General features: G+C 51.8%; 12 protein-coding genes. 1 reads left to right on the top strand and 11 read right to left on the bottom strand.

All coding sequences use genetic code 11. The features are described 5' to 3' along the window. Positions 1 to 369: 369 nt before the first annotated feature. From cobN to prmA, 6 genes are all read right to left on the bottom strand, one after another. Entirely contained in the window at positions 370 to 4338 is a 3969-nt protein-coding gene (gene cobN / locus ABD028_RS19675; RefSeq protein ID WP_343847167.1) for a cobaltochelatase subunit CobN, read from the bottom strand. 26 nt (positions 4339 to 4364) lie between these two features. Next, the gene (locus ABD028_RS19680; RefSeq protein ID WP_102797561.1) at positions 4365 to 4685 is read right to left on the bottom strand and encodes a DUF2149 domain-containing protein; all 321 of its coding nucleotides are present in this window, start codon (positions 4683 to 4685) and stop codon (positions 4365 to 4367) included. Continuing rightward, the gene (locus ABD028_RS19685) at positions 4672 to 5256 is read right to left on the bottom strand and encodes a MotA/TolQ/ExbB proton channel family protein (protein WP_343847168.1); all 585 of its coding nucleotides are present in this window, start codon (positions 5254 to 5256) and stop codon (positions 4672 to 4674) included. The genes ABD028_RS19680 and ABD028_RS19685 overlap by 14 nt, the downstream gene beginning before the upstream one ends. An 85-nt stretch (positions 5257 to 5341) precedes the next feature. Then, positions 5342 to 6472, bottom strand: coding sequence for an HmuY family protein (locus tag ABD028_RS19690; RefSeq protein WP_343847169.1), 1131 nt, complete (start codon positions 6470 to 6472; stop codon positions 5342 to 5344). Positions 6473 to 6496: 24 nt separating this feature from the next. After that, positions 6497 to 8446: a TonB-dependent receptor plug domain-containing protein gene (locus ABD028_RS19695; RefSeq protein ID WP_343847170.1), complete on the bottom strand. Its 1950-nt coding sequence runs from the start codon at positions 8444 to 8446 to the stop codon at positions 6497 to 6499. Between the two features lie 351 nt (positions 8447 to 8797). After that, positions 8798 to 9670 (bottom strand): 50S ribosomal protein L11 methyltransferase, encoded by an 873-nt coding sequence (gene prmA / locus ABD028_RS19700; RefSeq protein WP_343847171.1) that lies wholly within the window; start codon positions 9668 to 9670, stop codon positions 8798 to 8800. A 132-nt stretch (positions 9671 to 9802) separates the two neighbouring features. Between prmA and ABD028_RS19705 the strand changes: the two genes are divergently transcribed. Further along, complete coding sequence (locus ABD028_RS19705; RefSeq protein WP_343847172.1) at positions 9803 to 10537, top strand: substrate-binding periplasmic protein; 735 nt, start codon at positions 9803 to 9805, stop codon at positions 10535 to 10537. A 25-nt stretch (positions 10538 to 10562) separates the two neighbouring features. Here ABD028_RS19705 and ABD028_RS19710 read toward each other — a convergent pair whose 3' ends face one another. The 5 genes from ABD028_RS19710 to ABD028_RS19730 all read right to left on the bottom strand — a co-directional run bounded on the left by ABD028_RS19710 (position 10563) and on the right by ABD028_RS19730 (position 17159). Continuing rightward, positions 10563 to 11741: a methyltransferase gene (locus ABD028_RS19710; RefSeq protein WP_343847173.1), complete on the bottom strand. Its 1179-nt coding sequence runs from the start codon at positions 11739 to 11741 to the stop codon at positions 10563 to 10565. Positions 11742 to 11838: 97 nt separating this feature from the next. After that, positions 11839 to 13188 carry an acetyl-CoA carboxylase biotin carboxylase subunit gene (gene accC / locus ABD028_RS19715; protein ID WP_102797567.1) on the bottom strand — a complete coding sequence of 450 codons (1350 nt, stop codon included), beginning with the start codon at positions 13186 to 13188 and terminating at the stop codon, positions 11839 to 11841. A gap of 14 nt (positions 13189 to 13202) precedes the next feature. Then, positions 13203 to 13658 carry an acetyl-CoA carboxylase biotin carboxyl carrier protein gene (accB, locus tag ABD028_RS19720; protein WP_102797568.1) on the bottom strand — a complete coding sequence of 152 codons (456 nt, stop codon included), beginning with the start codon at positions 13656 to 13658 and terminating at the stop codon, positions 13203 to 13205. Between the two features lie 29 nt (positions 13659 to 13687). After that, positions 13688 to 14131, bottom strand: coding sequence for a type II 3-dehydroquinate dehydratase (gene aroQ / locus ABD028_RS19725; protein WP_343847174.1), 444 nt, complete (start codon positions 14129 to 14131; stop codon positions 13688 to 13690). 424 nt (positions 14132 to 14555) lie between these two features. After that, positions 14556 to 17159 (bottom strand): glycosyl hydrolase family 18 protein, encoded by a 2604-nt coding sequence (locus tag ABD028_RS19730; RefSeq protein ID WP_343847175.1) that lies wholly within the window; start codon positions 17157 to 17159, stop codon positions 14556 to 14558. Positions 17160 to 17193: the final 34 nt, after the last annotated feature.

The raw sequence follows: 17193 nt of genomic DNA on the forward strand, positions 1-17193 counted from the left end.
GTCCGCATCTGATCTGGTTTTCAATGCGATCTCGTTGACAACACCGAGGGAGTCCATATAAGGCACGAAGAGCACAGAGTATTTGAAGGTGTTATCACCGCGCGCTTTCCTCTGCACACTCGAAGAGATGCCTCTTACCACCCACCACCGAGACAAATAAAGTGTTCATTTTTCAAACATATACACCGTTAAATTTCCTGCTTTTCTCTGTAACCTCTGTGCCTCTGTGGTGAAATTGAACTGAACAAATTTTATAGATAATCACAGAGGCACGGAGCACACAGAGTGGCGTCACCGCGAACTTTACTCTGCATACTCTGTGTCTCAGCGGTAAAGAATTCGTTTATTGGCCGTCAGGCTGACTTGTTATCAGAGCGAAAGTCTCAGCTGTGGCCGGGGCGGGCGCCCTTGCCACAGCATGCCCGCCACCATTAATAACAACATCGCCAAGCAGGACCAGATCAGGGTCCAGTTCCAGTCGATGGGCTGCTCGCTGGCCTGCACTTTTTCCAGCTTCTGGCCTTGTACCGCTTCTGATAGTGAGGCTTCCAACGGCATCGGCGCCGCCAATTGCTTAATCAGACCAAAGCCACTGGCTGACTGATTCACAAAGTCTCTGAGCTTGTCATTGTCCTGATACAGCTCATGCTGGTTCACCAGGTCGATATAGCGCTCAACCAGGGTTTGCAGAGTGTGTGCATCCGCCTCCCAGTAATCTTTGCGATTCGCTTCCAGCATCCGTTCCAGCATACGAGCCAGGGCAGCAGGATTCGTTTGTTCGAACCACTTATCCAACTCCAGATCCAGCTTGTCGTTGACATAGACGTCGAAATACTCCTGCCATTGATCATCGCGAATAATATCCGGGTCCACTACCTGCCAGCCCCAGAAATTGTCCATACGCGAACTCATCCCCACTGCACCTGAGTAGCCTTCTTTTTGCATCTCCTGGATCCAGCGCTTGTGAAATACCCGGGTGCGCAGCTCCTTGGCCAGAAACTGATCGGCTTTCTCGGTTTTGGCGCTGCTGGCATTACGTAAGTTGCTGATGCGCATCTGTGGGCTTTTGCCGTCAATATTGCGCACCGCCAGCGACAGTGAACCGAAATATTCAAAGGGATCATCGCTGGATAACATGCCAAACAGATTGGATGAGCGGGCAAACAGCGCCACGTCGGTACCGGACAGTTGCTGTGCATACAGGTTAATGCCGTCCAGCTTTTCCCCCCAACGTTTGTCATCAGGGCCAAAGAAATAACCCATCTTATCCAGGTAAAGATCGGCAATTTTACTGTCCTGCTCCCAGCTATCGCTGGCCCAGGCGGCGCCATCCACGCCCGAGCCGTAATCGCCGGAGGCATTGGAAAACAATCGCATGGTCGACAAGTACTCGGCTTCGTCCGGGGCCACACCTTGCTCCACCAGCTGTTTGCCAATACGTTGGCTGTTGGCCCAGATACTGTTGCCCTGTTCCTGCAGTTCAGCCACTTGCTGTACTGCCTTGGCCAGCAATTGCATCACATTAGGAAAAGCATCACGGTAAAGGCCGGTCGCAGACAGAACCACATCCACTCTGGGCCGTTTCAATTCGCTGTAGGGGATAACTTCGGTGCCGGTCACCCGCCCATCCGGCGTCCAGGTAGGTCGTACCCCCATGGCATACAAGGCCTGGCTTTCCAGCACACCGTAGTGGCGCATGGTTTCAATACTCCACAAAGAAAACGCCAGTTTATCCGGATATCGGCCATGCTCCTGATAGTAATCGGCAATCAATTCCTCGGTCAGTGCCTTACCCTGCTCCCAGGCTGCCTGGGTGGGTACCCTGGCCGGATCAAAGCCCTGCAGATTGAATCCTGTGGGCACAGACTCGGGATGGCGTATCGGGTCGCCGCCGGTTTTAACCGGCACATAACGGCCCTGTAAAAAACCAATCAGATTATCCAGCTCGGCGATACCCTGCATGGCCTGATACTGTTCACGGGCTTTTAGTAGTTGGCTTTGTAGCGTATCGTCCAACTTCTCAAAGGCGACCGGCAGGGGCACTGACTTACTGCCATCCAGGGCTACCACATAGTCATGCATCAGCTTAAACCCAGGGGTGTTCTCCAGCGCTACCTCATCGGTCATGGCCTGATTATCCCCATCATGTACAGCCTGATGGGCCTGATAGTGCTTACGCTCAAAAGCCAATGCCTGTTGAATAAAGTCCTGTCCCTGCATCTGTACCAGGGTAGTGGTCAGCAGGGCTTGTTCAGGCAACATACCAAAGCTGTGTAAACCAAGCGGCTGATTGGTGCCGGCGATTTCCTTCAAATGCTCATGCAAGGCCTGAATGAATCCATCAAAATCGGCTTTGATCTGTGGGTCACTCCAGCCAAAGTCGGCACAGATATTTTCTTCAATACAACGCTGATGGATTTGCTCGCCGGTGCGCAGCTTCACTCCGCCTTCGTCCAGCGAGTCATACTGATGCATTAGTTCATGTATATCCGCCATCACCCCTTGCAAGCCCGCTGCGGCAAAAGGCGCGGTCATATGCGAGATGACCGTGGCGCGGCCACGACGCTTGGTCTGCATCGCCTCGCCCACATCATCGACAATAAAGGGGTAGACTACCGGGGTATCCCAAACTGCCAGGTTGCCCTGGTCAAAGATGGACAAACCGCGTTCCTTGCCGCCTAAATATTCCTGCGAGCCATGGGTGCCCAAATGAATAATGGCGTCGCTATGCCAGTATTCCCGGGCATAGTAATAGGCCGCCAGATAGAAGTGGTTAATTGGCACCGTGCCCACATGGTAGATATCGCTTTCGTTATCCTTTTTGTCCGAACGCGGCGGCTGACGCATAATCAGCAAATTACCGTTACGAATGCGCGGCAGGACAAAATAATCCACCCCATCACGTTTGACAGCCATAAAGTTATCCTGGGGTTTTCCCCAGTGTGCATTAATAGGCTCGGTGACCGATTTGGGTAGTTGATTAAACCAGCTCAGATAGTCTTGCACCGGCATCAATTCGGCCAGATCCTGCTGCAGAAGTTCATCCAGTTGATAATCGCGATAGAAGGGGTCAAGGATATGATTAACCCGCTGCGTGTAATAATCCCCATTATGTGGCGCTACCTGATAACCTTCCTGATGCAAACGTTCACCAATGTGATACAGACTGTCAGGAATATTCAAAAATGACGCCCCCACATCCTGGCTACCCCACATAAACAAGGTCAGTCGTTTGTCGGCGTTAGCTTTATGCCGCAGGTTCGCCAGCTTAATTGCTTTGCTGGTCAGGCGTTCAAGCTGATAGTCAATGGCTTCTACCCGGCCGGTTTGCTGGTTAAGTGCCGCCACTATCATGGGGTCCACAACTCCGGCGCCTTCCGGCAAAACCAGGGTAAAAGGTGTCATACCAATGCTGATCCCCTGCTTGTCCTGCTCCCAGGTCTGCTGGTCACCGTCGTAGTAGGTCAGTGCCTGCATCACAGGTACGCCAAGCTGTTCAAATTCGGCTTTGCGTTTGGCGGCCCAATGAAAATTGCGGAAACTGACAATCAGGTCCACATAAGTTTGCCCATCTTTGCTGATAAGCGGACGATAGTCAGACACCACCGGACTTAGCTCAAAGAAAAACGGTACCGCCACCGCCCCTTGCTGTTCCAACTGACGAATAGCCCTATCCACTACCTGGGTTTGCGCAGTTTCAATTAATGAACGTTGCAGCAAGATACCCACTCTGGGGGCACCTTCAGAAGGTTTTCGCCAGCTCAGAAAACTGTCCAGATCTGCGAAGATTTGCTTGCTGAAATCCGGGTGATACAGGCCAATCTCCGGGTAAATCAATGGCGCTTCAACGACTGTGTCAGTGGGGCTAAGCAACCGATGTTGCAGGTATTGACCCATACGCTGAAGATTTTGTGTGCCGCCATTATCCCAATAGGCAAACAAATCCATAGCCTGCTGCGGGTCAATACCTTTACGCAGGCTATCCACTTGTGGTTGCTGAATAGTGATAAAGCGGCTGTTGCTCTGGGTTATCAGTGCCTGATACTTGGCATACGTTGCCGCAGACTCCCTGGCTGAGACCGCATCAAACAGCACCAAGTCAACTTCGTCAAATAACCTCTTAGCGGCAGACATGTCGTCTTTAATCGCCGACTCGGCTTTGTGCTCAATATCCAGCGTTTCTCCCGCCAGTTCTTTAAACAGACTGACCTTGGCTTTGTTGCTATGAGCGGCGCCCAGAATCAGTACCTTAGGTTTGGCTTGTGTGACTGATTGCTGTGCCAGAGAAGGCATGCTGAATGTACTCAGCAGCAGGCCCCATACTATTAACGTCTTCATGCTGATATTTATGTGCCTACCTGACATTATGGCTGCCCCTGAGTTTCTGGCACATAAACAATACTGCCATCGGCCATGCGATAGGCCACCCCGGCCTTCACCCCATCACCGGCACCAATTTCGCCACTGCTTTGATAGGTTTCTATGCTTTCGCCGTTTTTTATGATCATCTGCATATCCGGCTGCCCGGCATTTTTAATCACCGTGACGTTTTCATCCAAAAAGGGATTAAGTGGATTTTGGGCGATGGCAATCAGCAATGCGGCAATCAGGATCAGAAACACATCCACCAGATTGACCACAGACAGCACCGGATTACCGGCTTCATCTTCATCAAGCAGCCGCATCGTGCTCTACCTCCTTGCGAATGGAAGTATCATAAGCGGACTGTTCCCGGATAAAGGGGGCCAGCGCTACCAACTCAGAAGCCAGCCAGCGTTTTCTGACGCTGGCAATCCAGAAGGTAACGGATGCCGTCACCAGGCCAAAAATCACCGCTGAAAAGGCCACAATCAGATTTTCGCTGATACCCTGAATATTGCCGTTGGCCAGACTTTTCAGCGCCGGCCCCATAGGGACCATGGTCGCAACCAAGCCCAGCATCGGTGCCAGGCGGCTGACCATTCTGGCATTTTCCAACAGGTTAAAGGCCGCCACATCCAGTTCATCGCGGCTGACTTGCGGCTGCGCCAGTCGCAAACATAAAAGCGGATAGCCATGCAGTGGTCCGGATGTATTCAGGTTGTTTTGCAACGCATTGATATAGCCCCTGCGCTGACGCCGACGCTGTTGCCATTGCATCAGCAATGCCCCCAGGGCAAACAGGCTGTAAGCAAATAATAAAATCAGTAATACCAGTACCGGCGCCATAAACAGATCGGACAGCTGGTACATCAGTTCTTCTAATTGTTTGATCAAGGTGTTATCTCCGGGTCAATCAATAGCAAAAGGGAGTGACAATTCACTCCCTTTGATGACAATCGGGCTTCCTGCCCCGTCGTGATTATTCGTTCAGGCTGTCGGCGCGGAAGCTATAGTGGCCTGAAGCACCAGCCTCGTCGTAATAGCTGGTGACCTGGAACTTATAAGTGGCCGTGCCGGTACGAATCAGATACACCCCATATTGCGACCACAGCTTATGGCCGCCCTGCAGGTTGTATTGATACCAACTGTTGTCGTCAAAGAAGCGCAGCATGGTTTGGTTAGACTGAAAGCCCATATAGGGCACAGCTTCTTCGTCAATGCCCGGGTAACCTTCGGCGCTGTCTTCAATCGCACTGGCGTCGTCGGCAATATGCAGCTCAAAAGCACCACCCGTGGTGCCTGATACAGTGGTGCAGGGTATGCGCAAATCCCAGTTATCGGTTTCAGACATCACCTGAGCCAGGTCAAAGTCGATATAGACATCGTCCGTGCAGGCACTGGTATCCACTTCAAGATCCACTTCAGGGCGGAATGCCGTATCACCATCGGCGGGGCTTTGGTGGGCGATTCCCAGTGTCAGGGTAGCCATAGTGCGACCAGCGGTGGTGATGTGCTTGGCGCGGATTTTGCTGAAGGCCTGGTCTGACTGGACAATAAAAAACTTATCGTCCGCAGCGGTAACGGTGTGGGTGGCCATATCGTAATGGTAGAACTTGCCGCCAATCACTAACTCTTCACTGTCACTGACAAAGGCTTCATCAGCGGGAATATCTGTGGCGGTAATGCCTTGGTATTTGTCCAGCTCAGAATCTGGGGTGGCATTGATAAATTTATCTGTTATGGCGTTGCCTTGAGCATCAAAAAAATCACTGTTTATATCGGTTTTAAACACACTGACCGGTGTCCCGGCCTGGTGATTGGTCCACATTTTGGTGCGTTTAAAGGCAATATCCCAATCCTGATTGGTCAGCGCTTGCTCCTCTGTCAGTGGCAGTACTTCACCGCTGTCCAAATCAAAGAACACCGCAACAGGCGCGGCCGTCGTACCGGTGCTGAATGGACCTTTGATCACACCCTGTTCTGGGGTTGGTTCCGGGGTTGGCTCAGGGGTCGGATTCGGGGTCGGCGTGGGCGTGCTTGAGTCAGAACCGCCACAACCGGCCAGCGCCAGGCATAGTGCCATGGCAGTAACAGACAGAGAAAATTTCATCGGGTGCTCCTTGAATTGTTATCTTTACAGGAATTGGTAATTAACGCCCAGTGTCAGGCGACGGCTGCTGATTGGACGCACATCAAATAAGCCTGCCGCATCGGCGCTGGCATCTCTGTGCTCATCAAGCAGATTGTCAACAGCCAGTCGCCAGCTCAGGCTTTGGCTAAGGTGTTGGGATAAACTCAGGTTAAGGCTCAGCCAGTCATCCTTAAGAATGCCCTGATAGTCCTGACCTGCTTGTTCGCCAGCCTCGTAGACTGCATAAAACAGGCTATCCAGTTGCCATGCCGGGTAAGACCAGCCAAGGTTGAATTTAAGCTGGTGTTTGGGGCGGCCCGTCAGTGGCTCGCCTTGTTCGTTTTCGGTGTGCAGATAAGCGTAACTGAGCTGATATCGCCAGTTATCCAGAGTCAGTTCGGCCGACAGATCCAGCCCGGCGATTGTGGATTCGGCCACATTGGCATAGCGGGACACATCCAGGCCCAGCTCCGCTGACGCCGCCGCATCTCTGATAGTGTTAATAAAATCGTCGGTGCGGGTGTAATGGCCGGCTATCTCAAATTGCAGATCATGGCTGTCATCCATAACCGGAACCGTCAGGGTTAAGCCAGCGTTTGCCGACAGGGCCGTCTCGGGGTTAAGGTTTTCATTACCCAGCACCATGTAGCCAAGGTTACTGTGGTCAAACACATAGAACCTTTCCTTTAGCGTAGGCACACGATAGCTTTGCCCCAAACCAGCCCGCCATTGCCAGGTGTTCTGTGCAGTATCGATATACTTATACATGCCACTGGCACGCAGTGCCGAATGCCAGCCGAAATCCGTATCATGCTGAACCCGCAAGCCGGCCAGCCAGTCCACTTTATCCAGCATCCAGTTAATTTGGCTATAAGCTTCCAGTGATTGGCGGTCTTTATCCGCTACCTCCACCAGTCCATCGGTGAGTTTGCTCTGATCCAGGGTATCGGTATGCCAGATAACCCCGCCAACCACCTCCATGCCATCCAGCATCCAGACTTTCTGAGCATCCAGCTCGGCCAGGGATATATCGGTTTCGCGCAAGCCATTGGAATCGCCACTGGTTTCATTGTGCTTGATGTAGCGGCCTTTCAGTTGCCAGTCATGCTGCTGGCTAACCAGCACATCCTGTTGCCACTGCTCCACATCGGACAGATAGTAGACAACCGAGTCCTGGCCGGGGACTTTAAATCTGTCCTTGAGTTTTTCTTCCTCAAAATACTGAAGCTTGTATCCCAGCCTGAGGCCATCCAGATTGCGGGCCAGCTCAAAACGCGCAAAGTGTTTATCCAGGGAAGCAGATGTCTGTGCAATGCTGGCAGGCTCATAATCAAAGCCAGGATCGTCAATTTTCTGCAGGCTGAGCTTAGCCTGCCACTGTGCCACTTTGGCGGAGCCACGCAGTTTGTAGAGATGGCCCAGCGTATCGCCGTCCACCTCATTGCCCAGATAGCGGGACACTTGATACTCACTGCTCAGGCTATTGCCCTTATCCTGACGGCTAATGATATTGATTACCCCGCCCATGGCGGAACTGCCATACAATACCGAGCCAGCACCTTTGACGATTTCAATCTGTTCAATCTCGTCGGCACTGATCTGATCCAAATCCACCGAGGAACCAGAGGGTGAGATTAACGGCTGACCGTCCAACAGGATCAGCACATGATCGGAGTCAAAGCCCTGCATCATGACGTTATAGCCGTCTTTAACGCTGCGTTTTACTACCACCCCAGGCAAAAAGTTCAGGGCCTGGGCTAATGTGCCACGGCTGACTTGCTGCAGTAGCTCACCACTGACCACATCCACCGCCACTGGTGAATTGTTCAACAATTTAGGGGTGCGGGTACCAGACACAACCAGCCTCTCCACTTGTTGAATCTCGTTGGCCAACGCATTGGGCACTAAAGTAACGGCAAGTAATGCCAAGATTGAGATTTCGCGATACATCATAACACTACTGATAACCGTTATCATTTGTGTTTGTGATTGTAATCATTTAAATGCTGGGATCAAGGAGTTTCTTGTTCTCTGATCGATGCAGCGTTGATTCAGAATGAATACCTGCAGGTGTTAGGTGTTAAGTGTTAGGTGTTAGGTGTTAGGTGTTAGGTGTTAGAAAATGATGGTATTCAGGCCAGCAGTAGGCGGCGTAGTTTTTATCTCAGAACACAGGGCGGGAATAAACGATGGGCTTTTAAAGACTGCCAACAACAGCATGGCTGGTATAAATATCGGTTTAGCTACCTGCGACTGTTATGTCGCAGGGCAATATCAGAAACGCAAGCCAGATACCTGACGAGATCAGCGGCGGGTACCGCTAACTCTGGCCCAGTCACCATCAATGGCTATCGGGTCCATTTCAAAGTCCTGGCTGTACAGCGCACTGATTTCCTCAGCCTGCTCCTTTAAAATGCCTGACAGGGCCAGTTTGCCGCCAGCACGACAGTAGCTGGTAATCACCTGGCGCAGTTCTCTTAGCGGCCCGGCCAGAATATTGGCCACCACCACATCGGCCTGCAGTTGTGGCTGATCTTTGGGTAAATAAAGTTCGATAAGATCGCCAACCTGATTGCGATTGGCATTGTCCTGGCTGGCCTGAATAGCTTGCGGGTCAATATCGACGCCAACCACGCGTTTGGCGCCAAGTTTAAGCGCGGCAATGCCCAAGATGCCCGAGCCACAACCAAAATCCACCACCAGACTGTTACCCAATTCCAGACCATCCAGCCAGCGCAAACACAGTGCCGTGGTAGGGTGAGTACCAGTACCAAAGGCCAGACCGGGGTCGAGCATGACATTAACGGCGTCAGGATCTGGCACCTCGCGCCAGCTTGGGCAAATCCACAGGCGCTGACCAAATTGCATGGGGTGGAAATTATCCATCCACTCCCGCTCCCAATCCTTGTCCTCCAGTGGGTCCAATTTAATCAGGGTGCCTGCTGGCAGTTGGCTTTTCAGTTGCAACAACAGCGCGGTTAAGTCTTCTTCAGCATCAAACAAACCCACCACCTGAGTATCAGGCCACAATTGTACCTCGCCGGGCTTAGGCTCGTACCAGGGGGTATCTTTGGCATCCACAAACGTAACGGCCTGGGCGCCCCAATCCGATAACAGTTCACCAATGGGTTCGGCGGATTGGGCATTGCTGTTGATACGTAATTGAATCCAGGCCATAGGGTTCTCAGCGGTCAGGGCGAGATAAAAGTCGCCAATTCTTGTTGGGAACGAGAGTATAAGTATACAGAGCTGGATTACCAGAGGAACCTGTCTTAACCTGTTTCTATGGATAAGAGAATCGATGTCTGCATGAACAGGATCATCTTGCTGACCAGCCTGCTGCTAATGAGTACAGTCGCGCAGGCTAGTTCTCTTGTGATGGCCGTTGGCTGGACCAAACCTCCTTATGTGATTGCGGACCAGGATAAAGGCTTCGAACTGGACCTGGTTCGCGCTATTTTGCAAAATCTGGGGCATCAGGTGGATCCCGTCTATGTGCCTTTTGGCCGCTCGGCCGGTATGCTCAATCATGGTCAGGTGGATATGGCCCTGAATATGACCGAGCGCATGCCCGTACCCCATGAACAGCTCAGCCAGGTGTATGTCACCTATCGCAATGTAGTCATTAGTCTCAAGGTTAGCCGGGTGAAACTGGATAGCATGGCGGATATGAAAGGCTTCAGCATAGTCGCCTTTCAGAATGCATCCATTGTACTTGGGCAGGAATTCGCCAAGGAAGTATCAGACAGTCGACTCTACACAGAACTACCGGATCAAAGTAAACAGGTTAAGATGCTGTTGGAAGGGCGAATTGATTTGGCAGTGATGGATATTAATATTTTCCGCCATATTTCGACCAAATTCCGTGATGACGCTTTGGATCTGGTCGATATCCACTGGCTTTTCCCACCCACAGGCTATCGGGTTGGCTTTAAGGACAAAGCGCTTCTGCAGGAATTTGATAAAGCCTTGCAAGCCTATAGAAGTTCAGACCAGTACCCGGCTTTGATTGCCACCTACGATATCTGGCAGCCCGGATTCTGAAGCCCATAGCAAACCGGAACGCCGTTTAGGTTTGCGCCACAATCACCAGATTCCGGGGGGTAATTTGTCGAGTACAAAACTCCAATATCTGAACATGATAACCATGTTCCTCAAGATAAAGACTTCTGTCCAACACTAACCACAATTCCAGCGCACGACGAAACAGATGCTGTACTAACTCCATACGTTCAAGCAACTTAAGTCGCTGCCTGGCTGTCACTTCCAGACCAGACAAGTCGACAGAAGGCACGAATACCAGCCCTTTTTGCTGCGCCGCCCATTGCAAAAAGGCCTGGGGAGGTTGGCGAAACAAGTAATCCGGTGCTGAAGGGACCGGCAGATAATTGTCTTGCCCCAGATGCTGGCGCTGCCAAATATCAAACATCTGCCGGTACAGTCTTTCCTGTAAACGCTTGTGTCGGTCCCGATGCGGTGCGGTAACCGTTTCCTGCACCGCCAATCGCAGATCTGCCCGGCTCAATTGCAACTGGGTGTATTGCCCGGCCTGGCTCAGGGGGTGATAAGTTTCCTGTGTAATAAGCTGGTAACAACAAGGGCAAAGATACACAGCCTGAACCCGGTTCTTAACCGCTTCCTGCAACATTTTTATATGCAGCTGTCCACAGGCGTGCAAGGCGACAAGTTGCTGGTCGGCTTGCACATACTCATCCAACTTATCCTTAAGTACATCTGCACAAACAAAGCGTTGGTTAACATGCTGCTGCCTGGCCACTTGCTGGCCTTGCTGACAAAGTTCAGCCTGCCATTCCACTGAGATAACAGGCTGGGCAAATTGCCAGGCCAGCAATCGACCCAAGTGCCCTTTACCGGCACACCATTCCAAAATAGGGCCTGGCCTGCGATTAAACAGGGCGGCGAAAGCGCTGATCTGCTGCCATTTTCGACCTTTTATACCGGATTGCAGCCAAAATGGCGCTGGCAAAGACTGTTGGTGTTTTTGTAATGGATACAGCGCATCCGCAGCCATTAGCTCTGGCAAAAAGCGCTTGCAGGCTGGTAGTGCCTGCTCGGCATTAATCTGCCAGCTTGCCAGCTGTTCATCGGGCAATTCATCCAACCACTGTGCCAGGGCCGGATTCTGCTGCCGCCAGGGATAGTCATTGACAGCGAAAGGCGAAAACTGCCAATACAGACAATGGTCCGTCAGATAGCGGTCAAGGCGCTGAAAGGGTGCTGCCAGCATAATCGAGTGCGAAGAGAAAGGTGCTGAATTCTATCTGCAGTGTAGCTTGCGGCCAATAAAAAAGGTGCTTGCGCACCTTTTTTAGATTTAAGCCTGATTAGCCTTTTTGCATGCCCAGTTTCTTTTCCAGATAGTGGATATTCGTTCCACCATTTCTGAAGTTTTCATCTGCCATGATTTTTTGCTGCAACGGCACATTGGTTTTTATGCCTTCAATCACCAGCTCATTCAGAGCATGGCGCATACGGGCAATCGCCACGTCACGGTTCTCACCATAAGTGATTAGCTTACCGATCATGGAGTCGTAGTTAGGCGGCACGCTGTAACCGGCATAAATATGTGAATCCCAGCGCACACCCAGACCACCAGGCGGATGGAACATATCGATTTTGCCTGGTGAAGGAATAAAGCGTTCTGGATCTTCGGCGTTGATACGACATTCGATGGCATGGCCACGAATTTGAATCTGCGACTGCTCAATGGCCAGTGGCTGTCCGGCTGCAATACGCAATTGCTCCTTAATCAAATCCACCCCGGTAATCATCTCGGACACCGGGTGCTCCACCTGAATACGGGTATTCATCTCAATAAAGTAGAACTCACCGTTTTCATACAGGAACTCAAAGGTGCCCGCACCACGATAGCCTATTTCAATACAGGCACGGCGGCAGCGATCACCAATTTTTTCACGCATTTCGGCGGTAATACCAGGTGCAGGCGCTTCTTCCACCACTTTCTGGTGGCGGCGCTGCATGGAGCAGTCCCGTTCACCCAGGTGAATCGCATTGCCCTGACCATCTGCCAGTACCTGAATTTCCACGTGACGTGGGTTTTCCAGGAACTTTTCCATATACACCATATCATTACCAAAGGCGGCACCGGCCTCGCTCTTGGTCATGGCGATAGCAGATTGCAGTTCCGCTTCGCTACGCACCACGCGCATACCACGGCCACCGCCGCCGCCAGCAGCTTTAACAATAATGGGGTAGCCAATACGCTTGGCTATGGCTTTGTTTTTGGCTTCATCGTCACCCACCGGACCATCAGAGCCAGGTACACAAGGAACCCCCGCCTTCTTCATGGCGGAAATGGCAGACACTTTGTCGCCCATCAAACGGATTGTGTCGGCTTTAGGGCCGATAAACACAAAACCACTCTTTTCCACCTGCTCAGCAAAATCGGCGTTCTCGGACAAAAAGCCGTAGCCAGGGTGAATGGCAATGGAGTTGGTCACTTCCGCAGCGGCGATAATGGCCGGAATATTCAGGTAGCTTTGGGTGGCTGCCGGGCTGCCGATACAAATGGACTCATCGGCCAGCAGCACATGTTTGAGGTTACGGTCGGCAGTGGAATGCACCGCCACGGTTTTTATCCCGAGTTCCTTGCAGGCGCGCAGCACGCGCAATGCAATTTCACCCCGGTTGGCTATCAGTACTTTATCCAGCATCAGCTTAAGCCCGCTTATTCAATCACGAACAGAGGCTGGTCAAACTCCACAGGTTCCTGGTTGTCCACCAGCACCTGCTTAACCACACCTGCTTTGTCCGCTTCAATCTGGTTCATCATCTTCATGGCTTCAACGATACACAAGGTATCGCCGACTTTAACCTGAGAACCGACCTCAACGAAGTTCTTGGCGCCCGGTGAAGATGCGCGGTAGAAAGTACCAACCATGGGTGAGCGCACAATATGTCCGGCCGGCTCAGCGGCAGCAGCAGGTGCGGCAGCTGGGGCAGGTGCTGCTGGCGCGGCCACTGGAGCAGGCATATGAACAGGCGCACTGTAGTGCACAGGTTGCGCCATGGCAGAGCTGCCACGGTGGATACGTACCGATTCTTCACCTTCGGTAATTTCCAGCTCAGCAATGCCGGATTCTTCAACCAGCTCAATCAGTTTCTTTATTTTCCGAATATCCATCGTCAGGTCTCTCTTATATTTGTAGGCTGTTATACAGAATGTTCCTGGCAGTACTTAATGCCTGCCTGTAAAGCAAATTCATATCCCTGGGCACCTAAGCCACAGATGACGCCTTTGGCCACATCCGACAGGTAAGAATGGCGTCTGAAGGCTTCCCGGGCGTGGACATTAGAAAGGTGCACTTCAATAAAGGGAATATTCACACCCAATAAGGCGTCCCGCAGTGCCACACTGGTGTGAGTGAACGCACCCGGATTAATCACAATAAAGTCCACTTTCCCCATGGCTTGGTGAATGGCATCAATCAGTACATGCTCGGCATTGGATTGCACATGTTCAAGCTTAACGCCTGCATCATTCGCCTGTTCCTGTAGCACCAGCACAATGTCGGCCAGACTTTGATGACCATAAATATGTGGCTCACGCTTACCCAGCAAGTTCAGGTTAGGACCATTAATCAGCAAAAAGTTCACGAATGTGCGTCCATCTGTAGCTAAAACTCTATGTTTAACTATTTTTCAGAAAATTTCGAGTCTCATCGTCAAGCGCTGACCAAATATTAGCCAAGCCAACTTCAATTGCAGTCCATTATAGAGACAGATTCATAAATCTCAGCAAAATACTGGTCTTATCAGCGACGTTTACTGCTATTTGCTTGTTACCTTATCAGACAAGACTGCCATTTGTGAGTTAAATTCAGACCTTTAGTGATGAAAATTTATCCCTTCCCGCTTTGTTACAAAGTATGTAACAGTCAAAACGGCTAAAAACATGTATAAATAAAGGTGGAAATACCTGCCGCGAGCTGGGTATCTTCAGCCAACCGGCGGGGAAAGCATGGCTATTTTCGTTGAATTTGCAGATAAAAGCCGCCTGAACCGGCGGCTAGAGTTGTATTCAGGGTTGTAACAGCCAGACTGCGGCAACACCAGGTTCTTCCCCTTGTGTCCACCATCTGGCCTGATAGACACTGCCCTGATAACTAACCCGGGCGCCACCATTGTAGGCTTGATTGGCGTTCCAGGCTTGCGGCTGACCATTGTCAGGAATCCTGACTTCCCAGGGCCCGCCCAGATCCGGTCTGTCGCCTTGTGTCCACCATTTGGCTCTGTATTCCACACCTTCATACAGCACAATATCACCTGCGGTATACACCGCACCGGCCTGCCAGGTGGTTTGTCCGCCATCCAGATTACGCACAGTAACAGTAAATTGCACAGTCGTCTGGGCCTGACCGTCGGAAACACTTACAGACACCGGATATTGCGTGTCTGCATCAACATTGCCGGCTTGTAACTGCACATTCGCGCCGCTGCCGCTTAACGTCAGCCCCTGGGGAACCTGCCAGTCATAGGACAAGCTATCACCATCAGGGTCAGATGATTGCAGGTTAATGGCTAACACTGCATTTTCGTCCACCACTTGATCAGCAACCGGCGCCACAACTGGTGGCTGGTTGCCTTGTTCGCCGATGACTCTGAGTGTCGTGGCCCGGCTGACCTGGTGCTGACCATCAGAGACCTGCAGCGTCACGGCATAGTCCGTTGTTTGAGCCAGCACTGGGGCATTTACCCTGAGCGTTGCGCTATTTTGCCCAGAGGCATTCAGACTGCTGTCCAGTTGCCACTGAAACGTCAGGGGATCCTGATCCGGGTCGCTGGCCGCTGCTGCCAAATCAATGCTTTGCCCACCAGTAACCTGATAAAGGGCGTCTAATTGTATAACCGGCGGACGATTAGGCAGCCCACCACCGGCCAGTCCCTGATGCATGGCATTGAGTATATCGCCGTTATCTGCATCGATTTCCCAGGCAAACATCCCAGCCAGATTCAGGCTGCGGGTGTACTGTCCTTTATATAAAACCGAGCGGGGGCTGTCGTAAGTCACCAGTTTGCCATTCTGGCTGTTCCACACATAGGCGGCTTCGGCCTGCTCGTCATAGCCCGCCTCAAAGCCGTTAACACCAGTATTATTGCTACCCAGCATATAAGTCTTAATGCCTTTGTAATCAATCACCCCAGGCTCCCACACCCCTTGTGCATTGGTACCGGTAAGTTTGCCGCTGGCGGTGGCGGTCATGGGATTGCCATTGGCCGCGTCGGCAGCAAACACCCCTTCCCATCCCCGACCATACATGGCCGCTCCCAGCACGATCTTTTCAGGTGGTACACCTTGTTGCAGTAAAAGTTGTATGCCGTTGTCCAGTGTATAAGCTGGGCCCTGACGGGGTTGCCCGTCATCGTCCACCCCAGTGCCATTGCACTCATCCTGACTCATATGGCTGCCGCAATACACGGCCGTGTGGTGGCCGGTGACATTGTTCCAACCACCGTAAAAGTCGTAAGTCATGGCAAACAGATAATCCATGTATTGCTGCGCCTGCAGATAGTCCACATCCTCCAGCTTGTCGTAACCCACACCTATGGCTGATGTCAGTTGGTACTGGCGACCGGTTTCGGCTTCCAGCTCATCCAGCATGGCCCGCAGTTCCGCCATCAGGGCCACATAGGCAGGGCCGTCATTCACCCTGTCGCCCAGGTTCGGGTTAGCTCCGCTTCCACCCGGATATTCCCAGTCAATGTCCACACCGTCATAGAACTTCCAGGTTTGTAAAAACTCTTTCACCGACGCGATAAACACATCGCGATTTTGTTTTTGGGTAAAGCCATGAAAAGGATCAGATAATGTCCAGCCGCCGATAGACGGCAATATCTTCAGGGCCGGATTGTGTTTCTTCAGGGCCATTAACTGGGCATAAGTACCGCGGATAGGATCGTTAGTATCGGTGCCAGGTAAGGCTTTTTGTATTGCCGCCCAGGGGTCGTGGATCACCACTTCATAATCCTGGGAACGGCCACAGGCGGTTTGCAGCGCCCGCAAGCTATTACCGTTTTCAATTTCCCGTAACGATTCATTAGGGCCACAAATGGGGATAAAACCGTACAGAATATGGGTGAGGTTGTTGACCGGAATGCGACTGACATCAAATGCCCGGCCATAAATACCCCATTCAACAAAGTAGGCCCCCACCACTGTATCAGGCGGTGGTGGATAGTTGCCGTTATTAGGGTCTACGTTGAGTGGTAGCGGGTCCAGATGTCCACCGTCGGAATCGGCTATCACCAGGGGCTTAACCGCACTGGTTGCGCAGTCTTCTGCCTGACACAAAGCAATGGTCAGATCATGACGACCCGACTGTGACCAGGAAAACTGAATAGTGCCACTGCGTGTTCCCGCCGCCACTGATTCCTGATGCACTTGCTGGCCATCAAAATACACCCTGATGTTATCACCACCTTCCCCCGACCAGGCGTTCCAGCCAATGCTGATATTCACCTGCGACAGCCGTTGCACAAGATCTTTATACGCGCCATTACCATCAAGATTGACCTGTATCAGGGAGTAGGCCTGAGGCTCCCAGCCAATGCTGGGGGTAGATGGTGCGCTTTGAACTACTGTGCTGGCAAACAGCGCCAGCATACCTATTGATGCTGGTTTCATAAAAATTCCCTCTCAGAAAAGAAGGCCGGCTGAA

Source organism: Bowmanella denitrificans (genome assembly GCF_039522935.1).
In the GTDB taxonomy this organism is placed as follows: Bacteria; Pseudomonadota; Gammaproteobacteria; order Enterobacterales; family Alteromonadaceae; genus Bowmanella; species Bowmanella denitrificans.